Annotated in this window: 16 protein-coding genes; 6 read left to right on the plus strand and 10 right to left on the minus strand. The window is 59.2% G+C overall.

From position 1 onward, the window contains the following. Positions 1–61: 61 nt before the first annotated feature. Positions 62–2,395 (minus strand): TonB-dependent receptor plug domain-containing protein, encoded by a 2,334-nt coding sequence (locus AC22G1_RS07515; RefSeq protein ID WP_487316206.1) that lies wholly within the window; start codon positions 2,393–2,395, stop codon positions 62–64. Between the two features lie 523 nt (positions 2,396–2,918). Between AC22G1_RS07515 and AC22G1_RS07520 the strand changes: the two genes are divergently transcribed. The 3 genes from AC22G1_RS07520 to AC22G1_RS07530 are packed head-to-tail and all read left to right on the plus strand — an operon-like array spanning position 2,919 to position 5,579. Next, a complete protein-coding gene (locus AC22G1_RS07520) occupies positions 2,919–4,469 on the plus strand; it encodes a flavin monoamine oxidase family protein (RefSeq protein ID WP_487316207.1) in 1,551 nt (516 codons plus the stop codon). Next, on the plus strand, positions 4,466–5,077 hold the full coding sequence (locus AC22G1_RS07525; RefSeq protein ID WP_487316208.1) for a c-type cytochrome: 612 nt from the start codon (positions 4,466–4,468) through the stop codon (positions 5,075–5,077). The genes AC22G1_RS07520 and AC22G1_RS07525 overlap by 4 nt, the downstream gene beginning before the upstream one ends. A 10-nt stretch (positions 5,078–5,087) precedes the next feature. After that, positions 5,088–5,579 (plus strand): RidA family protein, encoded by a 492-nt coding sequence (locus AC22G1_RS07530; protein WP_417356331.1) that lies wholly within the window; start codon positions 5,088–5,090, stop codon positions 5,577–5,579. A 54-nt stretch (positions 5,580–5,633) separates the two neighbouring features. Here the strand turns inward: AC22G1_RS07530 and AC22G1_RS07535 are convergent, their stop codons facing one another. The 3 genes from AC22G1_RS07535 to AC22G1_RS07545 form a co-directional block, all read right to left on the minus strand. Beyond that, positions 5,634–6,932 (minus strand): OmpP1/FadL family transporter, encoded by a 1,299-nt coding sequence (locus AC22G1_RS07535; protein WP_487316209.1) that lies wholly within the window; start codon positions 6,930–6,932, stop codon positions 5,634–5,636. A gap of 320 nt (positions 6,933–7,252) precedes the next feature. Then, positions 7,253–7,969 carry a DUF3379 family protein gene (locus tag AC22G1_RS07540; protein ID WP_050658700.1) on the minus strand — a complete coding sequence of 239 codons (717 nt, stop codon included), beginning with the start codon at positions 7,967–7,969 and terminating at the stop codon, positions 7,253–7,255. Next, positions 7,966–8,481: a sigma-70 family RNA polymerase sigma factor gene (locus tag AC22G1_RS07545; protein WP_123420771.1), complete on the minus strand. Its 516-nt coding sequence runs from the start codon at positions 8,479–8,481 to the stop codon at positions 7,966–7,968. Before AC22G1_RS07545 ends, AC22G1_RS07540 begins: the two co-directional genes overlap by 4 nt. A gap of 99 nt (positions 8,482–8,580) precedes the next feature. On the opposite strand from AC22G1_RS07545, the gene AC22G1_RS07550 reads away from it, so the two are divergent. Next, positions 8,581–9,285 carry an SDR family oxidoreductase gene (locus AC22G1_RS07550; RefSeq protein ID WP_487316210.1) on the plus strand — a complete coding sequence of 235 codons (705 nt, stop codon included), beginning with the start codon at positions 8,581–8,583 and terminating at the stop codon, positions 9,283–9,285. Here the strand turns inward: AC22G1_RS07550 and AC22G1_RS07555 are convergent. Genes AC22G1_RS07555 through AC22G1_RS07580 form a run of 6 tightly spaced genes read right to left on the minus strand, consistent with a single transcriptional unit; the run spans position 9,276 to position 15,962 of the window. Then, the gene (locus tag AC22G1_RS07555) at positions 9,276–10,871 is read right to left on the minus strand and encodes a BatD family protein (protein ID WP_487316211.1); all 1,596 of its coding nucleotides are present in this window, start codon (positions 10,869–10,871) and stop codon (positions 9,276–9,278) included. The genes AC22G1_RS07550 and AC22G1_RS07555 overlap by 10 nt on opposite strands. Beyond that, on the minus strand, positions 10,865–12,670 hold the full coding sequence (locus AC22G1_RS07560) for a vWA domain-containing protein (RefSeq protein ID WP_487316212.1): 1,806 nt from the start codon (positions 12,668–12,670) through the stop codon (positions 10,865–10,867). The genes AC22G1_RS07555 and AC22G1_RS07560 overlap by 7 nt, the downstream gene beginning before the upstream one ends. Then, entirely contained in the window at positions 12,667–13,638 is a 972-nt protein-coding gene (locus AC22G1_RS07565; RefSeq protein ID WP_487316213.1) for a VWA domain-containing protein, read from the minus strand. Before AC22G1_RS07565 ends, AC22G1_RS07560 begins: the two co-directional genes overlap by 4 nt. After that, the gene (locus AC22G1_RS07570; protein WP_487316214.1) at positions 13,631–14,080 is read right to left on the minus strand and encodes a DUF4381 domain-containing protein; all 450 of its coding nucleotides are present in this window, start codon (positions 14,078–14,080) and stop codon (positions 13,631–13,633) included. Before AC22G1_RS07570 ends, AC22G1_RS07565 begins: the two co-directional genes overlap by 8 nt. Continuing rightward, the gene (locus AC22G1_RS07575; RefSeq protein ID WP_050658693.1) at positions 14,074–15,009 is read right to left on the minus strand and encodes a DUF58 domain-containing protein; all 936 of its coding nucleotides are present in this window, start codon (positions 15,007–15,009) and stop codon (positions 14,074–14,076) included. Before AC22G1_RS07575 ends, AC22G1_RS07570 begins: the two co-directional genes overlap by 7 nt. Next, a complete protein-coding gene (locus tag AC22G1_RS07580; RefSeq protein ID WP_487316215.1) occupies positions 15,006–15,962 on the minus strand; it encodes an AAA family ATPase in 957 nt (318 codons plus the stop codon). Before AC22G1_RS07580 ends, AC22G1_RS07575 begins: the two co-directional genes overlap by 4 nt. Before the next feature lie 166 nt (positions 15,963–16,128). Between AC22G1_RS07580 and fadI the strand changes: the two genes are divergently transcribed. Beyond that, positions 16,129–17,442 (plus strand): acetyl-CoA C-acyltransferase FadI, encoded by a 1,314-nt coding sequence (gene fadI, locus AC22G1_RS07585; RefSeq protein ID WP_050658691.1) that lies wholly within the window; start codon positions 16,129–16,131, stop codon positions 17,440–17,442. Continuing rightward, positions 17,442–19,592 carry a fatty acid oxidation complex subunit alpha FadJ gene (gene fadJ / locus AC22G1_RS07590; protein ID WP_487316216.1) on the plus strand — a complete coding sequence of 717 codons (2,151 nt, stop codon included), beginning with the start codon at positions 17,442–17,444 and terminating at the stop codon, positions 19,590–19,592. The genes fadI and fadJ overlap by 1 nt, the downstream gene beginning before the upstream one ends. The last annotated feature ends 15 nt before the right edge of the window (positions 19,593–19,607 follow it).

Here is a 19,607-nt window from a genome sequence, read left to right on the forward strand (position 1 = left end):
CTGCACCTTTCTTCTTAAAAAAGAAAAGGGGCCAAAGGCCCCTTTTTTCAGTGGGTTAGCATTAGAAGTGGTAGCTGCCGCGCAGGTACCAGCGCATGCCGTCACTGTTAACCGGGGAGCCGCCAGGGTACTTCTGGCCGGTTCCTGTGCCGTAGAGAGTCTTGTCCGGGTAGGTATCGAACAGGTTCTCGACCCCGGCGGTCAGGCTGAAGTCGGAGGTGGCCATCCAGGTTGCAGAGGCGTCCACCACCACTTCAGAGCCAAAGGTCTGATATTGCTGGTCGGTGGCGTTCTTCCACTTGCTGTAGTAGCGGGCACCCACATCGAAACGGTAGACGTCGATGCTGTGGCTGACGTTGAGGTTGACCCGGGTTTTGGGCAACTGGTTCTCAAGGTCGGACTTACGGTCGGCGTCCACTACCCGGTCATCCTTGATCTTGGTGACTTCGGTTTTGTTGTAGTTACCGCCCAGGCTGATGGTGGTATCACCCCAGTCGCTGGTGAGGTTGTAGGTCATGACCAAATCCACGCCCTGGGTTTTGGTGTCAAAGGCGTTGGTAAAGAAGCGGATCTGCCCGTAGTCGGCGGCGCTGGCGATACCGGAGGCAACCAGTTGGGCGCGGGTAGCATCGTCGATATCAATAGAAGAAGAGATACCGATGCGGTCACGCACGTCAATACGGTACACGTCGATGGTGGCGGTCAAATCCGGGGTGATGGTCCAGCCAGCGCCCAAGGTGTAGTTGGTGGATTTTTCCGGTTTCAGGGCCCGGCCACCGAAGAACTCGGAGATCGGGTTGGTGGGCGGAATGGTACCGACGGCCACCGGGGTTGGGTCGTCACCGATAAAGGTGGTTGCCACGTTGGTGGTGTGGGACTGGCCCGGGGTCGGGGCGCGGAAGCCGGAGCTAACGGTGCCGCGCAGCACGAAGCTGTCGGTCAGGTTATAACGGGCGGAGAGTTTGCCGTTGGTGGTGTCACCAAAGTCGGAGAACTTCTCGTAGCGCCCGGCCAAGCCCAGCATCAAGTCCATGCTGACATCCCATTCCATGTCCACGTAGCCGGCGTAGTTGGAGCGGGTCCATTCGCCAGTCTGGGTGGGGTCATAGCCAGGGAAGCCGTTGGAGCCGATACCGAGGTAGGAGTAAGGCCCAATTTCCCAGGAGGCCTGGTCGCCACTCATGATGGCGTAGGTTTCATCCCGGTACTCGGCACCAAAGGCCACATTCAATGAGCCGATGGGGTAGTTGAAGTCGGCGTTTACGTTTTTCTCGGTCTGTTGCAGGGTCCCCGGGTGGAAGCTGGTGGGGGAGTCCGGCCCCAAAGAGGGGTTGATGGTGTTGTGCAGGAAGTACTCGATACGGTTACGGCCAAAGCTGCCGGAGATATCGTAGGTCAGGTCATCAGAAATGGAGGCGAGGGTCCCTTTGACGCCGGCCACTTGGCTGAAGTCATAGATATCGGCGCCGAAACTCGGGGTAAAACCGCCAGGGAACCACTGCAGGAAGTTGAAGGTGGAGCCGTCATCCAAGGGGATGTCGGTGAAGAAATCACGGTCCAGGTTACGGTAGTAAAAACCGCCTTCGGAGTTGGCGTCGGAGTAGTTACCAAACAGATACAGGGTATCGCTCGGGGAGAATTCCAGGCCGAAGTTCCACACCAAGCGCTTGGATTTACTGCGCGGGGTACCCCAGGTCATGGCTGGGTCCGGTACCCCTTCGATACCGGCATCGATATAGCTTTGAGCATCGGGGCGCTGGTCGGCACGCACGGTGCGGTCACGCTGGGTTATTTCGGCGGTGACGTTCAAGAAACCTTTCTCGGTCATCTCCCGGCCGTAGTTGGCGGAGAACTTCCACTCGTCGCCGTCACCTTCTGAGGTAGAGCCATATTGCGCCTGAGTTTCCAGGCCGTTGGTGTCGGAGCGCAGCACGAAGTTCATCACCCCGGCGATGGCATCCGAGCCGTACTGGGCCGAGGCGCCGTCACGCAGCACATCGAGGCGGCCAAGGGCAAGGCTGGGAATATTGGCGGTGTCCGGCGCCTGGGCACCCTGGGACAGTGAACCGCCCCCCAGTTGCACCAGGGCCGAGCGGTGGAAGCGCTTGCCGTTGACCAGCACCAGGGTTTCATCCGGCGGCAGGCCACGCATGTTGGCCGGACGGACAAAAGAGCTGCCGTCGCTGATGGGCTGGGTAGGAATGTTGAAAGAGGGCACCAGTTTGCGCAGCACTTCGCCCAAGTCGGTGTCGCCAGGGCCACGCAAGTCTTTGGCGGAGAAGATATCCACCGGCGCTGCAGAGTCTGCCGCGGTGCGGCCTGCAACCCGTGAACCGGTGATGGCAATGACCTCAGTGTCGTCGCCTTTGGCGGCAGCGTCGTCCTCGTCTGCCATTGCCACTGAAACATTGCTCAAGGCCATTACCACAGCAAGGGAAATTAGATTCCTTTTCTGCTTAAAGGCATTTTTATCTTTAGTCATAATTGTCCGCCCTCATTTAAAAGATGCTCATCTTCAATAGAGCCGGAACTACAGGTATTAACCATCCGGTAACCTTTAAAATCGGTACCACAGGCTTATTTTTCCTATCAAAAGAAATTCACTTCAAAGGCCATCGAAAATTAAGTTTTTGTGAATTCGATCTCAGATAAAGGCTGAACTTTGCTTAATGTTTACCTTTGCGTAAACGTAATCAGTCCTTATAAAACATGATGTTACGCTAGAGTTAAAGCTCTAGTTTTTGTGAGCTATGCCTCAAAACGTTACAGGATGGTGACAAGTTGGTTTCTCTGTTTTTGTTTTTTTGGTTAGGTGGTTGTCGCTCTAAACAATTAAATACGGCCAAGAGAAGTTAGATGTAGAAACTAGTTGTTAACGTGTTGGTGGGCTTATGAAAAAAGAGCTTTCAAGGCGGCAGTTGCTCAATTTTATTGGGCGGGCCGGGGGCAGTGCCGCGTTATTTCACGCAGCCGGTATTTTGGGGTTAACCAGTATTCCGGTGCAGGCAAGTCCGTTAAAACTCAAACCCTTAAATGGAAAGAAACGTTCAGTTGTTATTCTCGGGGCCGGTATCAGCGGCCTGACCAGCGCCTATGAGTTGAGCCGTGCCGGTTATCAAGTCACGGTGCTGGAAGCCTCGCACCGGGCCGGGGGCCGTAACTTCACGGTGCGCCACGGCGACTTTATCGACGAGTTCGGTAACCCGCAGATCTGCAAATTCGACGACCAACCTCATCTCTACATGAACTGCGGCCCGGCCCGCATTCCCGCCCACCACACCGGGCTGATGCACTACTGCCGCGAACTGGGCGTAGAGCTGATGCTGTTTAGCAATGACAACGTCAACTGCTACACCCAGGACGACCAGGCCTTTGGCGGCAAGCCGGTGCGCATTCGCGAGTACCGCGCTGATATCCGCGGCTTTATGTCGGAGCTGCTGGGTAAAACCATGGCCTCAGCCAAACACCTGGACGCCCCCTTTGACGAGGTGGAGCTCGAGAAAATGATGGCCTTCGTCAAGGCCTATGGCGATCTGGGTTCGGACATGAAATACCACGGCTCCGAGCGCGCCGGGTTGGTGTCGGGCGGCTTTGTCTCCGAGCCGGTTATCAAAGATCCGCTGCGCTTTGCCGACCTGATGCAATCGAACTACTGGGCCGGCGCTCTTAACTTTGCCGAAGCGGTAGATCAGGCCCCGGCCATGCTCACCCCGGTTGGCGGCATGGACCATGTGGTTAAAGGCTTTCTCAAGAAGGTCAAAGACAAAATCACCCTCAAGGCCCAGGTGCAAAAGGTGTGGCTGGACGACAACGGCGTCGAGGTCAGCTACCTGCAAGACGGCGCCCACAAAGCCATTCGCGCCGATTACTGTATCAACTGCATACCGACTCACATCATGGCCGGTATCGAGAACAACTTCCCCAGCGATTACGCCGAGGTGCTGGGCAAAATTCAGCGTGGCAAGCTCTTTAAAATCGGTTTCCAGGCCAAGGAGCGGTTCTGGGAGAAGGAGCAAATTTACAACGGCATCAGCTGGACCAATCAGGACATCACCCAAATTTGGTATCCCGAGCACAGCCCGCTGACGCAAAAAGGCGTGTTTCTCGGCGCCTACACCTGGGACCCAGAAGTGGGAGACCGCTTTGCCCGCATGAGCAACGAAGAGCGCATGCAAGAGGCCATCCGCCAGGGCAGCAAGCTGCACAAGGACTACGGCAGCCATATCGAAACCGGCGTCACCATCTGCTGGCAGCGTATGAACCACATGATGGGCTGCAGCTCGGTGTGGCCGGAGGAAATACAGGAGAAATTTGCCCTGATGCAGGCCCCCGCTGGCGGCCGCCACTACATGGTGGGCGACCAGATAAGCCACCACTCCGGCTGGCAGGAAGGCGCCATTCGCTCGGCCTGGCATGCCCTGGCAGACATTGAGACCAAAGAAGCCCGGCGCAGTAAGGAGGCCTCATGAGAAGCTGGTTGCTGGTGATGACCCTGGCCCTGGCCGGTGCGGTCCACGCCAAGGAAGATAACGCCCAATACTGCCTGGTCTGCCATGGCAGCAATGCCCAGGGCAACGCCTCGGTAAAGGCCCCCAACCTGACGGTGCTGCCCGACTGGTACCTCAAAGAGCAGCTTGAAGGCTTTCAAAAAGGCTGGCGGGGCATGACGCCGTCAGACTGGCATGGCCGCGAGATGATGCAGGTGGCCAAGATCATGAAGCCAGCTGAAATCGAACACGCCATTGCCTTTGTGCGCCAGCAGCCGGTGGCCCCGGCCAAGGTGAAATTGCTGAACGCCGACGCCACTCACGGCAAGAGCCTTTATCAAAGCTGCGCCGGTTGCCATGGCGCCAGCGGTGAAGGCATGGCGGCAGTTAAAGCGCCGCCCCTGGCGGGCCAGAGCGACTGGTATATCCTCAAACAGCTTGAGGCCTATAAAAGCGGCGAGCGGGGCGAGGCCAAGGGCGACCAGTACGGCGCCATGATGCGCCAGGCCGCCATGATGCTCGGCTCTGAAAAGGACATGCAGGACGTTTCGGCCTATCTGGCCGGCCTGCCACTGACAACCAAACCATAAGGAAGAGACGATGAAAAAAAGCCTGATGCTGGGGGCACTGGCCATGGTGCTGGGCGCCGGTTCACTGAGCGCCGCCGAAATTAAACGCTACCCGCTACCGGGTGGCAGCACCTTTCCCATCTCTTCGGCTGTGGAGGTTGATGGCACCGTCTATCAAAGCGGTATGGTGCCGGCGCCCAAGGATCCCAAAGCCCCTAAAGGCAGCGCCGCCTATTGGGGCGACACCGAAGTGCAAACCCTGAGTGTGCTGTCCCGTATCGAAGCCTCCCTCAAGGAAAAGGGCCTCGGCATGGGGGATGTGGTGAAGATGACCGCCTTTTTGGTCGGCGACCCGGCCAAGGGGGGCCACATGGACTTCGAAGGCTTTATGAAGGGCTATACCCAGTATTTTGGTACCAAGGAGCAGCCCAACCTGCCGTCGCGTAGCGCCGTGCAGATAGCGGGCCTGGCCGGTGCCGGCATGCTGGTGGAAATTGAAGTTATCGCGGTACGCCCCAAGTAAGGGGCCGCCAATAAAAAAGGGGCCATCTGGCCCCTTTTTTGTCACCAATACCGCTTAGAAACGGTAGTTGGCCTGCAGAGCGAAGATCTGGGCGCTGCCTGACATCTCGCCGCTGAAGCTACCGGTCAGAGACGGACTGCCGTTCTCAACCACTTCGCCTTCGTTGATGGAGGCTTTTTTGGAGTCGAGGTAGCTGTAGGAAACGTCGACATCCAGATCCTTGCTGAAGCTGTAGGTCATACCGACGCTGTACCACATCCGCTTGGAGTCAGGAATACGCAGGGTGCGGTATTCGTCACGCACCGGAGTGTTGTCGTATTTCATACCAGCGCGCAGGGTGATGTCGCTGGAGGCAACGTAGGTCAGACCGGCGCTGTAGTACCAGGCATCTTTCCAGTTCTCGGGCTGATCCAGCAGCATGGCGCCACGGGCACTTTTACCCACCAGTTTGTCAAAGTCGGACCACTCGATGCGGTTAACCGAGGCCTGCAAGGACAGATCGCTGGTCAGTTGCTGGTTCAGGGCCAATTCCCAGATAGCCGGCAGGGTCAGGTCCAGTTTCTCGTCGAACTTGGCCGGCAGGCCAGCCAGGAAGGCGGCGCTTTGGCTGGTCGGGTCCAGGCCCAGCAACAGGTTACCGGCGGTAGGCAGAATGCCGGTGTCGATAGTGCCGTCAAAGGTCAGGTCAACCTTGGAGCGGTAGGCAAAGCCGATGCGGGTTGCCGGGCTGAAGTCGTAGGTAACGCCCAGGTTCCAGCCCCAGCCGTAATCGTCGCCTTTAAGCTCGGTAATGAGCTGGCCGTCAAAGCCAAAGGCATCAGCCAGGGTGCTGCCGTCGAGGCCAGCAGGGACCGAGGAGGTCAGGGTGGCTTCGGCGTAAACGATGTTGATACCAAAACCCACAGACAGGCTGTCGTCTACCTTGTAGGCGATGCTGGGGTTGAGGTTGTAGGTTTTCAGGTCGGTTTTGTCAGCCAGCGGGTTGGTCATGGCTGCGCTGTTGTAATCGGTCATCAGGCCGAAGTTGGAGAAGCCGCCGATACCCCAGGACCATTGGTCGTTAATGGGGGCAACATAGTAGGCTTCCGGCACGAAGGCGTTAGGGGCCACGTCATTGTTGTAAGTGGCCACCGGGGTGCCACCGGTAGTGAAGTAGTTGTTGGTGGTCCCTTCGATGTCGATGTCGGGCATGATGTAGGCGCCCACCACGCTCATCATGGGGCGCTTGAACTTGGTCATCAGGGCCGGGTTGGCGGCCACTACCGAAGCGTCCTCTGCCACAGCGGCTTCGCCGGCGTTGGAGCGGCCCAGGGATTTGGCGGAGTGTTCGGTGATCTGGAAGCCAGCTGCCATGGCACCAGAGCACACGCTGAAGATGGCGGTTGCAACAAGTGATTTTCTGATTAGCTGCATAATATTGTTCTCTCTTTAGGGCATCCTTGATTAAAGTCCGCTCAGCGGACCTGTTGCGATACTATCAAAACTTCTGCGAATACTCCTAAAAATGCACCCCATAAATCCACTTTTTTTCGATGAAAAATAACTGACCCACGGTCAGTTTTGACGTAGCTCGCAAAGTGCCCCTAAATTGCCTTTTTCTTAATCACCTAAGCCTTAGAACCATAAAAAAGCCCGGGCAAGGCCCGGGCGTTAAGCGGAGCATTTTCAGGCGCTTAGATGGTCCAATCCAGGTTTTTCCTGAGCTTTTGTTCCATTTTTTCCAGGGGTTCGCCTTTCTCGCCAATCAGGATTAACTGGTGGTTGCCGATTTGCTCGGTTACCCCGTCAAATTGGCCATCGGCAAAGTAGGCTTTTTCTTTTTCACCGGCCTTGGTTTTACCGTCGATGAAAAAGACGGTGACCCGGCCTTTTTCACCGCTCATTACCGCATGCAGGCTTTGCACACCGTCAAAGTCACAGAAATTAACGTAATAAATGTGGCCTATCTGGTGGGTCAGCTCGCCGCCGTAACTGGCGAGTTTGCTGTTAAAAGAGGCGAGGGTCGCCTTCTCGTCTACCGCATCGGTCATGGTGCTGTATTCATGGTAGACGTGGGCCAGGGCATATTGGCTAAAGCCCAGGTGGCTTCTATCGAGGGTTAAAAAGCTCATCAAGGCTCCGGCGGTAAAAGCAAGGGAGGCGGCTATCCCTAAGTGCCAGCGTGAGCGGCGTCGTTGGCGCTGCTCAAAGTCTTTAAGGCTTTGGCTAAGGATGATACGGCTGGCCAGGTTGCCCGGCGCCGGCACCTTGAGGGCGGCGAGCAGCGCGGCATCCTGCTGGCGTACTTCTTGGGTCAGGCGGGTACGGGCCTTGTCGCCTTTGGCCTCTTCGCAAAGGCTCGGGTCCTGCGGGTCGGCCAGCAGGCGGCGTCTAAATTCCAGGTCGTTCATTCCGAGGCCCTCCTGTTGCTTGTCGCAGTGTCGCCGAGCATTTCCCTGAGCTGGTTTCTGGCCCGAAACAGCCGGGTCATCACGGTGTTGGTGTTGAGCTCCAGCATCTGGCCTATTTCTTCCCCCGAATAACCAAACAGCACTTGCAGTACCAGGGGCTCGCGGTATTCCACCGCCAACTGCCCCATGGCCCGCTGCAACTCCAGTTGGCTGAGCTGGGTTTCGCTGTCCAGGCTGTGCTCGTCGGCGATGTGGGCTTCTTCGTAATCGGTCATGTCAAACTGTTTGCGTTCAAAGCGCCGGGCGTTTTCTCGGCGCAAGATGGTGATAAGCCAGGCCCTGGCGGATTTTTCGTCTTTCAGATCGTCAAGGTATTTCCATGCTCGCAGGAAGGTTTCCTGCACCAGATCGTCGGCAACCCCCGGATCGCTGGTGAGCCAGAGCCCATAGCGATAGAGGTCCGTTGAAAGTGCCCCAACCAGGGCTTCGAAACGTCGTTGTCTGCTGTTCATGGGTCTATTGACCGCCCTCGGCCCAATGCTCTTTCATGGCCATGGTATTTTTCCCATCATAGATGTGAGCATTATCACAATCATAGCCTTGGAGGTTTCATGCAGTGCCACTGGCAAGACAAGCACATCGTGGTCACCGGCGCCGGCGGCGTTATTGGCAGCGCCATCTGCCGTTATCTACTGGAGTGCGGCGCCAGGGTCACGGCCCTGGATAAAGCGCCAAGGGCAGGGGAGCTGAACCTTGCCATAGAGGGGCTGGATTTAACCGATGCCGCCGCCATTAAAGATTTTGGCGCCCGGCTCTCGGCGCCGGTGGATGGCCTGGTTAATAACGCCGCCATCGCCCATCCCCACAACCCGCCGCTGGCCGAGCTTCCTTTAAGCCTTTGGCAAGAGGTATTGGCGGTAAACCTGACCGCACCGATGTTGATGACCCAAGCGCTGTTGCCCCATTTTCGTGACGGCGCCTCGGTGGTCAATATCGCCTCGACCCGCGCCGTGATGTCTGAGCCCAACAGCGAATGTTATGGCGCCTCCAAAGGTGGCCTGGTGGCCCTGACCCACGCCCTTGCCATCAGCCTTGGGCCCAAGGTGCGGGTGAACTGCGTGAGCCCGGGGTGGGTGGCGCCAGACGGCGAGGTGCTTAGCGAGCTTGAGCATCACCAGCTCCCGGCAGGCAGGGTAGGAACGGGCCGGGACATCGCCTCGCTGGTAGCTTGGCTTCTTGGCCCCGAGGCGGGATTTGTCACCGGCCAGCATTGGCTGGCCGATGGCGGCATGAGCCGCAAGATGATTTACAGCTGAAAACGGGCGTACAGCCCCGAGCCCGGTGGCGGCGGCTCAGGCAGCTTGGCATCGCTTAAGGCTTGCCACAGGGCATGGCCGTCCCAGGCCGTGCCTTTGGTCGCAAAGCGCTGTTGCTGCAAGGCGGTGATGGCATCGGTGAGCGGCGGGTGGCGCAGTAGCCTGGCCAGCTCCTCAAGGGAATGGACCTGGTATTTCTCCCGCGCCCAGGCCAGTAGCGCCTGGCCTGCTAGGTTGGCGTCTTTGCCGTGAATGGCTTGGCGAAGGCGCAGCCAACCGGGGGCCTCACTGGCCTCGCTGGCGGCGCCTTTTTTGCCGGGCCGGCCTTGGCGCTGGCGATACCACAGCACCAGGGTCAGCAGCCAGGCCAGCAGGGCCAACACCGCCAAATAAGGCCAGAAGCCGGCGTGGGTTTCGCTGGGCGGCGCTTGCTGCTGCACCACTTCTGAGGGCTGCGGCGCCACGGCGCCAATGGTGAGGGTGCGGGCGGGCAGGGTGGCGACCCGGTATTTACCGGCCAGGGTGTCAAACCAGGTGATGTCCACCTCCGGCAGTTCCAGCTTGCCGGCCCGGGTAGGTACCAGGGCTTCGGCAACGGTCTGCTGGGCGGTAAGCCAGCCGTCTTTGATAAAATCCTTGCGATCTTTTTGGTCCGGGTATTCCTTGAGGCCGTCCGGCACCGGTAAGGTCAGCGGCGGCAGGTTGGAGGCCTGGGTGCCAGTGGCGGTCAGGACCAGGGTACGGGTCAGGGGCTGGCCTACTTTCCAGTTCTTGGGGTCGGCGCTCCAGCGCTCTTCCAGGCTCAAATCCCGTGCCGGCAGCCAAGGTTTGCTGTTGTCGGGAATCGCTTTGACGATAAGGCTCTGGGGCTGGCCTACCTTGCCCACTTCTTTGGTTTGGTAAAAGCCGCGCCTGTCTTGGGTGAAGGTTTCGCCGTTAAATACCGGCGGGCTGATCACGTAATTGCCCACGTCCTTGGGGAAGATGGCGTATTGGCGCGAGTAGGTGTGGTAGCGGCGGCCCTGGCGGGTCTCGTTGCCTTCTTTATCTTCACCCAGGCGCTTGATGTCGGCGTTATCGACGGTGGGGTCGCTCAGTTGCCCCGATTTCAAATCGCTTGCCACCAGCAGTTTGACGCTGTAGGTGACTTGCTCACCGGGGTAGGCCTGGTTGTCGGAAAGCTCGGTTTCCAGCAACACGTCTTGGGCGTCGATACTGCTGCCGGCTTTGACCACTTGCAGCTTGATAGGAGCGGTCATCAAGCCGTCCACCTTCAGCGGCGGAATAGTGTAGTTGCCGGGGTTGGTGGCGATGAGGTTGATTTGCCAGCGGGTTACCCGGCTGACATTGAGGTTGGTTATCTGGGTGGAGCGGCTGACACTGGTGTTGCCGACGATAAAATCCTTGCCAAGCGCCGAGCTGTCCAGCGCGTTGGCGGGCAGATCGTCATTAACCACCACCTCCAGGGTAACCGCCTCGCCGGCCGGTACCGGGTTGCGGCTCAAGGTGGCCTCGACCTGGGTGGCTCCCCAGGCCAGCAGCGGCAGCAGCCAGGCTGCCAGCAATAACGGCAGACGCCTTACCATTGTTGTTGTTCCTTCCCTTTTTTGGCTTGCGCTTCATAGGCGCGCAGCATTTTTTGTTGCAGCAGGTAGCCGGGGTCATTGTTGACCGCGTCCAGCAGTTTATCGGCGCTCATCATCGGGCCCTGGCTCTGGCCATCACCTTTACTGAGCTGGGCCGGCTGTTGGCGGGCCTTGTCGTCGCCTTTTTTATCGGCGCCCTGGGGCGTCATGCCCTGGTCGTCCTTCCCGTCTTTGGGGTGCTGGGGCTTTTGCTGTTGGCCGCTTTTACCCTGGTCTTTTTTCTTGTCCTGGCCGCTTTGGTTATCGGCCTTGGGTTGTTGCTGAGGGTCTTGCCCTTTGTTGCCGTCCTTTTGCTGGCCCGGCTTGTTGTTCTTGTTGCCCTTGTCATCCTGCTGGTTGGGCTTGGAAGACGATTTGCCGTCTTTGTTTTGGTCCTTGTCGTTGTCCTTACCGGACTTTTTGTCGTCCCCTTTGCCGTCTTTTTTCTGTTGATCGAGCAGCTTTTTCACCAGATCTCGATTAAAGCGGGCATCGGGAAAGTCTGGCTGGGTGTCCAGGGCTTCGTCATAGGCGCTGATGGCCTGGTCCAGCTTACCGGCCTTGGCGAGGGCATTGCCCTCGTTAAAGTGAGCGCTGGCGCCGCTTTGTTTGGCCCACAGATCGGCGGCTTGTTGGTATTTGCCGTCGCGGTAGAGGGCGGCGGCCTGCCAGTTAGGGTCGGTAAAGGTCTTGGCGGCCTGGGCGTAGTCTTTGTCCTGATACTGCTGGTAACCCTGCTGGTTATCGTTTTTAAACACCGCCGCCTCGGCCGGTTTAACCATGGGCAGCAGCGCCACCAACGCCAGCACCAACAGGCCCCGGCGAAAGGCCAGCAGCACCAGCGGCACCAACAGCCACAACAGATAACGGCCACCGTCTTTGGGCAGGGTTATCACCTCGTTGGACTTGGTCTGGCCGTCGTCTTTGGGGGTGAGCAGGGCTTTGAGGTCGCCATCGTCGAGGCCCGCCTTGATGCAAAGGCCGGCTATCACCGAACAGGTCTCGCTGAGGTTACTTTTGGCGATCACCACTTGGCCTTTGTCGTCTTTCAACAGCTCGCCGGAGAGGCTGCGGATGGGGGCGCCCTGGTCGGTGCCGAATACCAGCGCCGACACCTTAAAGGGGCCTAAATCGAGCTTGCTGATAAGGCTGCGTTCCTTGTCGTTCAGGCCGTCAGTAAATAAGAGGATATCGCCGCGCCGGTACCCGGCTTGCTTGAGAAGGTCCACCGCCTTTTCAATGCCAAGGTCAGCTCGCGAGCCTTGCACTGGCATGATCTCCGGCGACAGGGCCTGGATAAGGTACTCAAGGGTGGAACTGTCGCGGGTCATGGGGGCGACGGTAAACGCGGCGCCGGCATAGGCCACCAGGCCGGTTTCTCCCTCTTTTAACTGCCGCACCAGGTCGATGGCTTTGAATTTGGCCTGGGTGAGGCGGTCAGGGCTCAAGTCGGTGGCGCGCATGGAGTTGGACATGTCCATCACCAGCACCCGGCCGCCCTTGAGCTGATAAAGGGGGTATTTGTCCTGCTCCCAGCTGGGGCCGGCCATGGCCAGGGTGGCCAGCAGCCAGGCCAGCGCCAGCATCAACAGCGGCCAGCGGCTTTGGGCCCCTTCCTGGCCGGTAAGGAGATGCTTGGCCAGATGGGCGGGCAGCAGTTTTTGCCAACTGGAGCCTGCCGGGCGGCGCTGCCAGCACCACCACAGCAGCACGGCCAGCGGAATAAGGGCCAGCAGCCAATAAGGGCGTAACCAGATCATCGGCTCCTCCAAATGGCGACCGCCACACTCAATAGCAGCAGAAGGCCCAAAGGCCAATAGAAGATGTCCTGGCGGGGGCGAAGCACCTGCTGGTTGTCTTTGAGCGGCTCCAATTTATTAAGCTCACCGTAGATCTGTTGCAGATCCTTGGTGTTCTTGGCCCGAAAGAAGCGGCCACCGGTTTGCTCGGAAAGCCGCTTTAACAGCGCTTCGTCCGGCGGATCGTTATTGGGCACCTTGATGTCGCCAATGGGGGTGCGCTTTATCTGGAAATCGGAGCCAAAACCGATGGTGTAGAAGGTCACCCCTTTGGCCTTGGCGGCGGCGATGGCGTCATTCGGGTCGATGCCACCGGCGGTATTGCGCCCGTCGGTCAGCAATATGGCCACTTTCTTTTTGGCCTTGGAGTCGGCGAGCTGCTTGGTGGCGAGTGCCACGGCCTCGCCAATGGCGGTTTGGTTGCCCACCAGCCCCAGGCTCGCCTCTGACATCAGCTTGGCGATGGTGTCCAAGTCATAGGAGAGCGGCGCCTGCACATAGGCGTGGTCGGCAAAGAGGATAAGCCCCAGCCGGTCCCCTTTGCGCTCCTTGATAAAATCGTAAAGCACCCCTTTGGCGGCGGTCAGGCGGTCTGCCGGGCGGCCGCCAAACTCCATGTCGGGCTCTTGCATGGAGCCGGATAAGTCCAGCACTAGCATCATTTCCCGGCGGCTGTCGGGCAGGGAGACCGGGTCGCCAATCCACACTGGCCTTGCCAGGGCCAGCAGCAGGCAAAGCCAGCCAAGCCATTTGAACCACCAGGGCAATTGGCGGCGGGCCTGGCCGGGCTGGTCGCTGTCGGCGGCGCTACTGATGGCAAGGGGCACCTTGAGGCGGGTCAGGCTTGCCACCGGCTGGGCCGGCAAAAAACGCCAGATAAGGGGCAGCGGCAGCAGCAACAAGGCCCAGAGGCTTTCAAACTCAAGCATCTTTGCCCTCCTGGGCCGCTATCCAACTGCCGGCAAAGGCTTTGAGGTCACGAAAAAGCTCAAAACGAATGGGAAAGCTCTTGGCGTAGGGGCCGGCTTCTAACAGCTCGATAAGGTGGCGCTCGGGCTCAGCGGGGCTGTGCTGGCGTAAAAAGCCGGTCCAGGCCTTGCCGGACAGGGCGCTGACCTGGCCAGGGTCGTGGTAATAGCAGGCGGCTTCTTTTAATAGCTGATTGAGGGCGGCCAGGAAGTCGTCGCCGTTACCCAACTCTTTGAGGCGGGCTTGTAAGCGCTCGTTTACCTGCTCGCGGCCGCGGCGAAAATAAAAAATGGCGGCAATGATGGCCAGCAGCACCAGGGCGATAAGCAGCCACCAACCCCAGGCCAGCGGCCAGGCCGACGGGGCTTGGGGGGCGTGAATGTCTTTGAGTTTGTCTAGCATGGCTTCACCCGGTCGAGCTGGAACTCCAGGGACTGCTGGGCACCGACGGCGCAAAAACGGATATCCATGGCTTTGAGGGTCTGGCGAATGTGCTGAATTTGGCTTAAGCGGGTGCGCTGGTATTGGCTGCGAAAACGCCCCGAGCCGATGGGCAGCAGGCCTTTACCCTCGGGGCCTTGGACCGGCAAGGTCAGGGGCAGGCGAGAGGAGGGCAGGGTCAGCTCCAAAGGGTCTGTCACCATAAACACGCTGACATCGGCATGTTTTTTCAGGCGGGCCATCAGCCAGCGGCTTTCGTCGTCCCAGCCTTGCAGATCTGTTATCAACCAGATCTGGCTGCCGGGGGAGGCGAGCTTGAGGCTGCGGCGCAGTAAATCGTTCATCAGCTCCGGCTTGGCCTGGTGCACGTCAGGGGCCTGGCCTTGCATTTCAATCAGGCCATGAGCCAGGGCCAACACCCCTTGCTGGCGCCCCTTGGGCTTGAGCTCCTTGTGGGTGTCGCCGTTGCCGATAAGGGCGCCGATGCGGTCGCCGCGCTCGGCCACATGCCAGGCCAGCAAGGACGCCAGGTGCGCCGCCTGCACCGCCTTTAACAGCAGCTTGGAGCCAAACTGCATGGAAGGGCCAAGGTCGATGATCATCTGCACCGGCCTTTCGCGCTCTTCACGAAACAGCTTGGTGTGGGGCTTGCCGGTACGGGCGGTGACGCGCCAGTCGATGGTGCGAATATCGTCCCCTACCTGGTACTGGCGCACCTCGTCAAAGTCCATACCGCGGCCTTTGGCCCGGGCCAGATGTTGGCCGGCCTGATGGGCCCGAGACGGCGCCTTGGGGGTCAATTGCAGTTGCCCTGCCAAGCGCCGATAAGGCACCAGTTCTTCAAGGCGCAGGCTTATGCCGTCTGCGCCGCTCGGTAGCACGGCACTCATGGGCAGGGAACGCGGGAAAGAATGCGATCCAGCACCTGCTCCATGGTGATGCCGCTGGCCTCGGCCTGATAGGAGAGCAGCAAGCGGTGGCGCAGCACGTTGGGCAGCAGCGCCTGGACATCGTCCGGGGTGACAAAGTCACGGCCGGCAAGCCAGGCCCTTGCCCGTGCGCAGCGCTCAAGGGCGGCGGTGGCGCGAGGGCTGGCGCCGTAGGCAAGCCAACCGGCCAGCTCTTCGTCAACCCGAGCCGGCTCGCGGGTGGCCATGATGAGGGCCACCATGTATTGCTCCACGGCGTCGGCCAGGTGCAGGTTAAAAATCTCCCGGCGCGCCGAGAAGATGTCTTCCTGGGTCAAGGGCTCGACCGGCACCGGTTTGTCTTCAATGGCTTCCTGGCGGTTAAGGCGCAGGATGGCCATTTCGGTCTGGGCGTCAGGGTAATCGACCCGCACGTGCATCAAAAAGCGGTCCAGCTGCGCTTCTGGCAGCGGGTAGGTGCCTTCTTGCTCCAGGGGGTTTTGGGTGGCCATAACCAAAAACAGCTTGGGCAGCGGGTAGGTGGTTTTACCAACGGTGATTTGCCGCTCGGCCATGGCTTCGAGCAGCGCCGATTGCACCTTGGCCGGGGCCCGGTTGATTTCGTCTGCCAGCAGCAGGTTGTGAAAGAGCGGCCCTTTTTGAAAGGTGAATTCGCCGGTCTCGGGGCGGTAGATATCGGTGCCGGTCAAATCCGCTGGTAACAAGTCCGGGGTGAACTGGACCCGGTGAAAATCGGCTTCGAGGCCTTGGGCCACGGCCTTGATGGCACGGGTTTTGGCCAGTCCTGGTGGGCCTTCCACCAACAGGTGTCCGTCGGCAAGCAGGGCGATCAGCAGGTTCTGGGTCAGCTGGCTCTGTCCTACCACCTGTTTGTCCAGGTGAGTGCGTAGTCGAGTAAATGCAGCGCGTGTCATTGATTTTCTGATTAATCTTGAGTGTTGACCTGTTTTAACGGAAAACGCCAAGCAGGTCTACTGGCTACCCTGTGAGAGAGGTTTTCCTTTTGGAAAAGGAGTGGTTACAATCGACCACTACACAGGTCAGACCTCTGAGATCAGAGACACTAATAGAGAGGAAGGGATGACGGCGAAAACCCTGAATTTAAAGACGGCCAGTGGCGAGCGTATCGCCGTTGTTGCTGGTCTGCGCACGCCTTTTGCCCGCCAGGCTACCTACTATCACGGGGTACCGGCGCTGGACATGGGCAAGATGGTGGTGAGCGAGCTGCTGACCCGCAGCGAGCTGGACCCCAAGCTGGTTGAGCAACTGGTGTTTGGCCAAGTGGTGCAAATGCCCGAGGCGCCCAACATTGCCCGGGAGATCGTGCTGGGTACCGGCATGAGCGTGCACACCGACGCCTACAGTGTCTCTCGCGCCTGTGCCACGTCGTTCCAGTCCACCGTGAACGTGGTGGAATCGATCATGGCCGGCAGTATTGATATCGGTATTGCCGGGGGCGCCGATTCTTCCTCTGTCTTGCCGGTTGGGGTGTCCAAGGCCCTGGCCCGCGCGCTGGTGGATTTGACCAAAGCCAAAACCCTGGGCCAGCGCTTTGCCATCTTCCGCCGCCTGGGCCTAAAAGACTTGCTGCCGGTACCGCCGGCGGTGGCCGAGTACAGCACCGGTTTGTCCATGGGCGATACCGCCGAGCAGATGGCCAAGAGCCATGGCATCAGCCGCCTTGCCCAAGATGAGCTGGCACACCGCTCCCACACCCTGGCCGCCAAGGCCTGGGCCGAGGGGCTGGTGCGTGACGAGGTGATGGTGGCCCACGCCGAGCCTTACAAAGGCTTCCTCGACAAAGACAACAACGTTCGGGAAAACTCCGAGCTGGCCGGCTACGCCAAGCTCAAACCCGCCTTTGATCGCAAGCATGGCTCTGTTACCGCCGCTAACGCCACGCCGCTCACCGACGGCGCCTCGGCCATCATCCTGATGCGTGAAGGCCGCGCCAAAGAGCTGGGCTACGAGCCCCTGGGCTACATTCGCTCCTACGCCTTTGCCGCCATCGATGTCTGGGAAGACATGCTGATGGGCCCGTCCTATGCCACCCCCATGGCCCTGGACCGCGCCGGCATTACCCTTGGCGACTTGGCGCTTATCGACATGCACGAAGCTTTTGCCGCCCAGACCCTCGCCAACGTCAAAATGTTTGCCTCTGACAAGTTTGCCCAGGAAAAACTGGGCCGCAGCAAGGCAACCGGCGAAATCGACATGGACAAGTTCAACGTGCTGGGCGGCTCCATTGCCTACGGTCACCCCTTTGCCGCGACCGGTACCCGCATGATCACCCAGACCCTTCGCGAGCTTAAACGCCGCGGCGGCGGCCTGGGCCTGACCACAGCCTGCGCCGCCGGTGGCCTGGGCGCAGCCATGGTTCTGGAGGCTGAATAATGACTGCAACAACCTTTACCCTGGAGCGCCGCGAAGACGGCATCGCCATCATCCGTATGGATGTACCCGGCGAGACCATGAACACCCTCAAGGCCGCCTTTGCCGAGGAAATTCGCGCCATTCTTGACGATGTGCGCCACGACAGCGCCATCAAGGGCCTAGTGCTGACCTCCGGCAAAGAAGGCTCCTTTATCGCCGGCGCCGACATCACCATGCTTGACCAGTGCCAGACCAGCCAGGACGCCGAAGCCCTGGCCAAGGCCGGCCATGCCATTTGCGCCGAGATTGAAGGCCTGAAAATGCCAGTGATCGCCGCTATCCACGGCCCTTGCCTGGGCGGCGGTTTGGAGCTGGCCATGGCTTGCCATGGCCGGGTGGCCACCGACTGGGACAAAACCGCCCTTGGCCTGCCGGAAGTGCAGCTGGGCCTGCTGCCGGGCTCCGGTGGCACCCAGCGCCTGCCGCGCCTGGTGGGCATTCAAAAAGCCCTGGACATGATGCTGACCGGCAAGCAGCTGCGCGCCAAGCAAGCCCTCAAGGCTGGCCTGGTGGACGACGTAGTACCCAAGTCGGTGCTGCTGGAAGTGGCCATTGAGCTTGCCAAAAAGGGCAAGCCGGCGCACGACCCGAAAAAGTCCATCAAGGACAAACTGCTGGAAGACAACGGCGTTGGCCGCAATATTGTCTTCGATCAGGCTCACAAGGCGGTGGTGAAAAAAACCGGTGGCCATTACCCGGCGCCGCTTAAGATCCTCGAGTGCGTGCGTATCGGCATGACCGACGGCATGGCCGCGGGCCTGGCGGTTGAAGCCAAAAACTTTGGTGAGCTGGTAAAAACCCCCGAGAGCAAAGAGCTTCGGGGCTTGTTCTTCGCCACCACCCAGATGAAAAAGGAAACCGGCGCCGAGGGCGTTAAGCCACAGAAGGTAACTAAGGCGGCGGTTCTTGGCGGCGGCCTGATGGGCGGCGGCATTGCCAATGTCACCGTGACCAAGGCTGGTATTCCTACCCGTATCAAGGACATTTCCGAGCAAGGTATCAGCCACGCCTACAAGTACAGCTATGACCTGCTGATGAAGAAGGTCAAGCGTCGCCACCTTCGTAAGAGCGAAGCCCAAAAGCAGATGATGATGCTAAGCGGCGACACCCAGTACCGTGGTTTTCACGATGTGGATCTGGTGGTGGAGGCGGTGTTTGAAGATCTCGAACTCAAACACCAGATGGTCAAAGACGTGGAAAAATATTGCCGCCCTGAAACCATTTTTGCCTCCAACACTTCCTCCCTGCCCATCGGCCAAATCGCCGCAGCGGCAGCGCGCCCGGAAAACGTGATTGGCCTGCATTATTTCTCGCCGGTGGACAAAATGCCGCTCGCCGAGATCATCGCTCACGACAAAACCTCGCCCCAAACCATCGCCACCACCGTGGCTTTTGCCCGTCGCCAGGGCAAGACCCCTATCGTGGTTAAAGACGGCGCCGGCTTTTATGTCAACCGGATCCTCGGTTTGTACATGAACGAAGCGGCGTTCCTGGTGATGGAAGGGGAGCCTGTTGAAAAGCTGGACAAAGCCCTGACCGGTTTCGGGATGCCCGTAGGCCCCATTACCTTGCTGGACGAAGTGGGTATCGACGTGGGTGCCAAAATAGCCCCCATCCTTGAAAAAGAGCTGGGTAGCCGCTTCCAGGCCCCTCAAGCCTTTGACAAGCTGCTAGCCGATGGCCGCAAAGGCAAGAAATCCCAGAAGGGTTTTTACCTCTATAAGGATCTGCCCAAATCCTGGAATCCGCTGAAAAAGCTGCCGAAAAAACCGGTGGATGAGTCGGTATATGGCGTTTTGGGGGTTAGCCCCTCAGGTAGGCTCGACAGCACCACCCTGGTGGAGCGTACCCTGATGCAGATGCTCAACGAAGCGGCGCGCTGCCTTGACGAAGGCATCATTCAAAGCGCCCGTGACGGCGACATCGGCGCCATCTTCGGTATCGGCTTCCCGCCTTTCCTGGGCGGCCCGTTCCGCTATATGGACAAGCTGGGTGCAAAAGCGGTGGTAGCCAAGCTCAAAGCCTTTGAAGGCCAGTATGGCGAGCGCTTTGCGCCTAGCCCGCTGCTGGTAAAGATGGCCGAAGAAGGGACCCGTTTTTATCAGGATTAATGGTTCTCCTGCCAA

This window comes from Gallaecimonas zhanjiangensis, assembly GCF_057624825.1.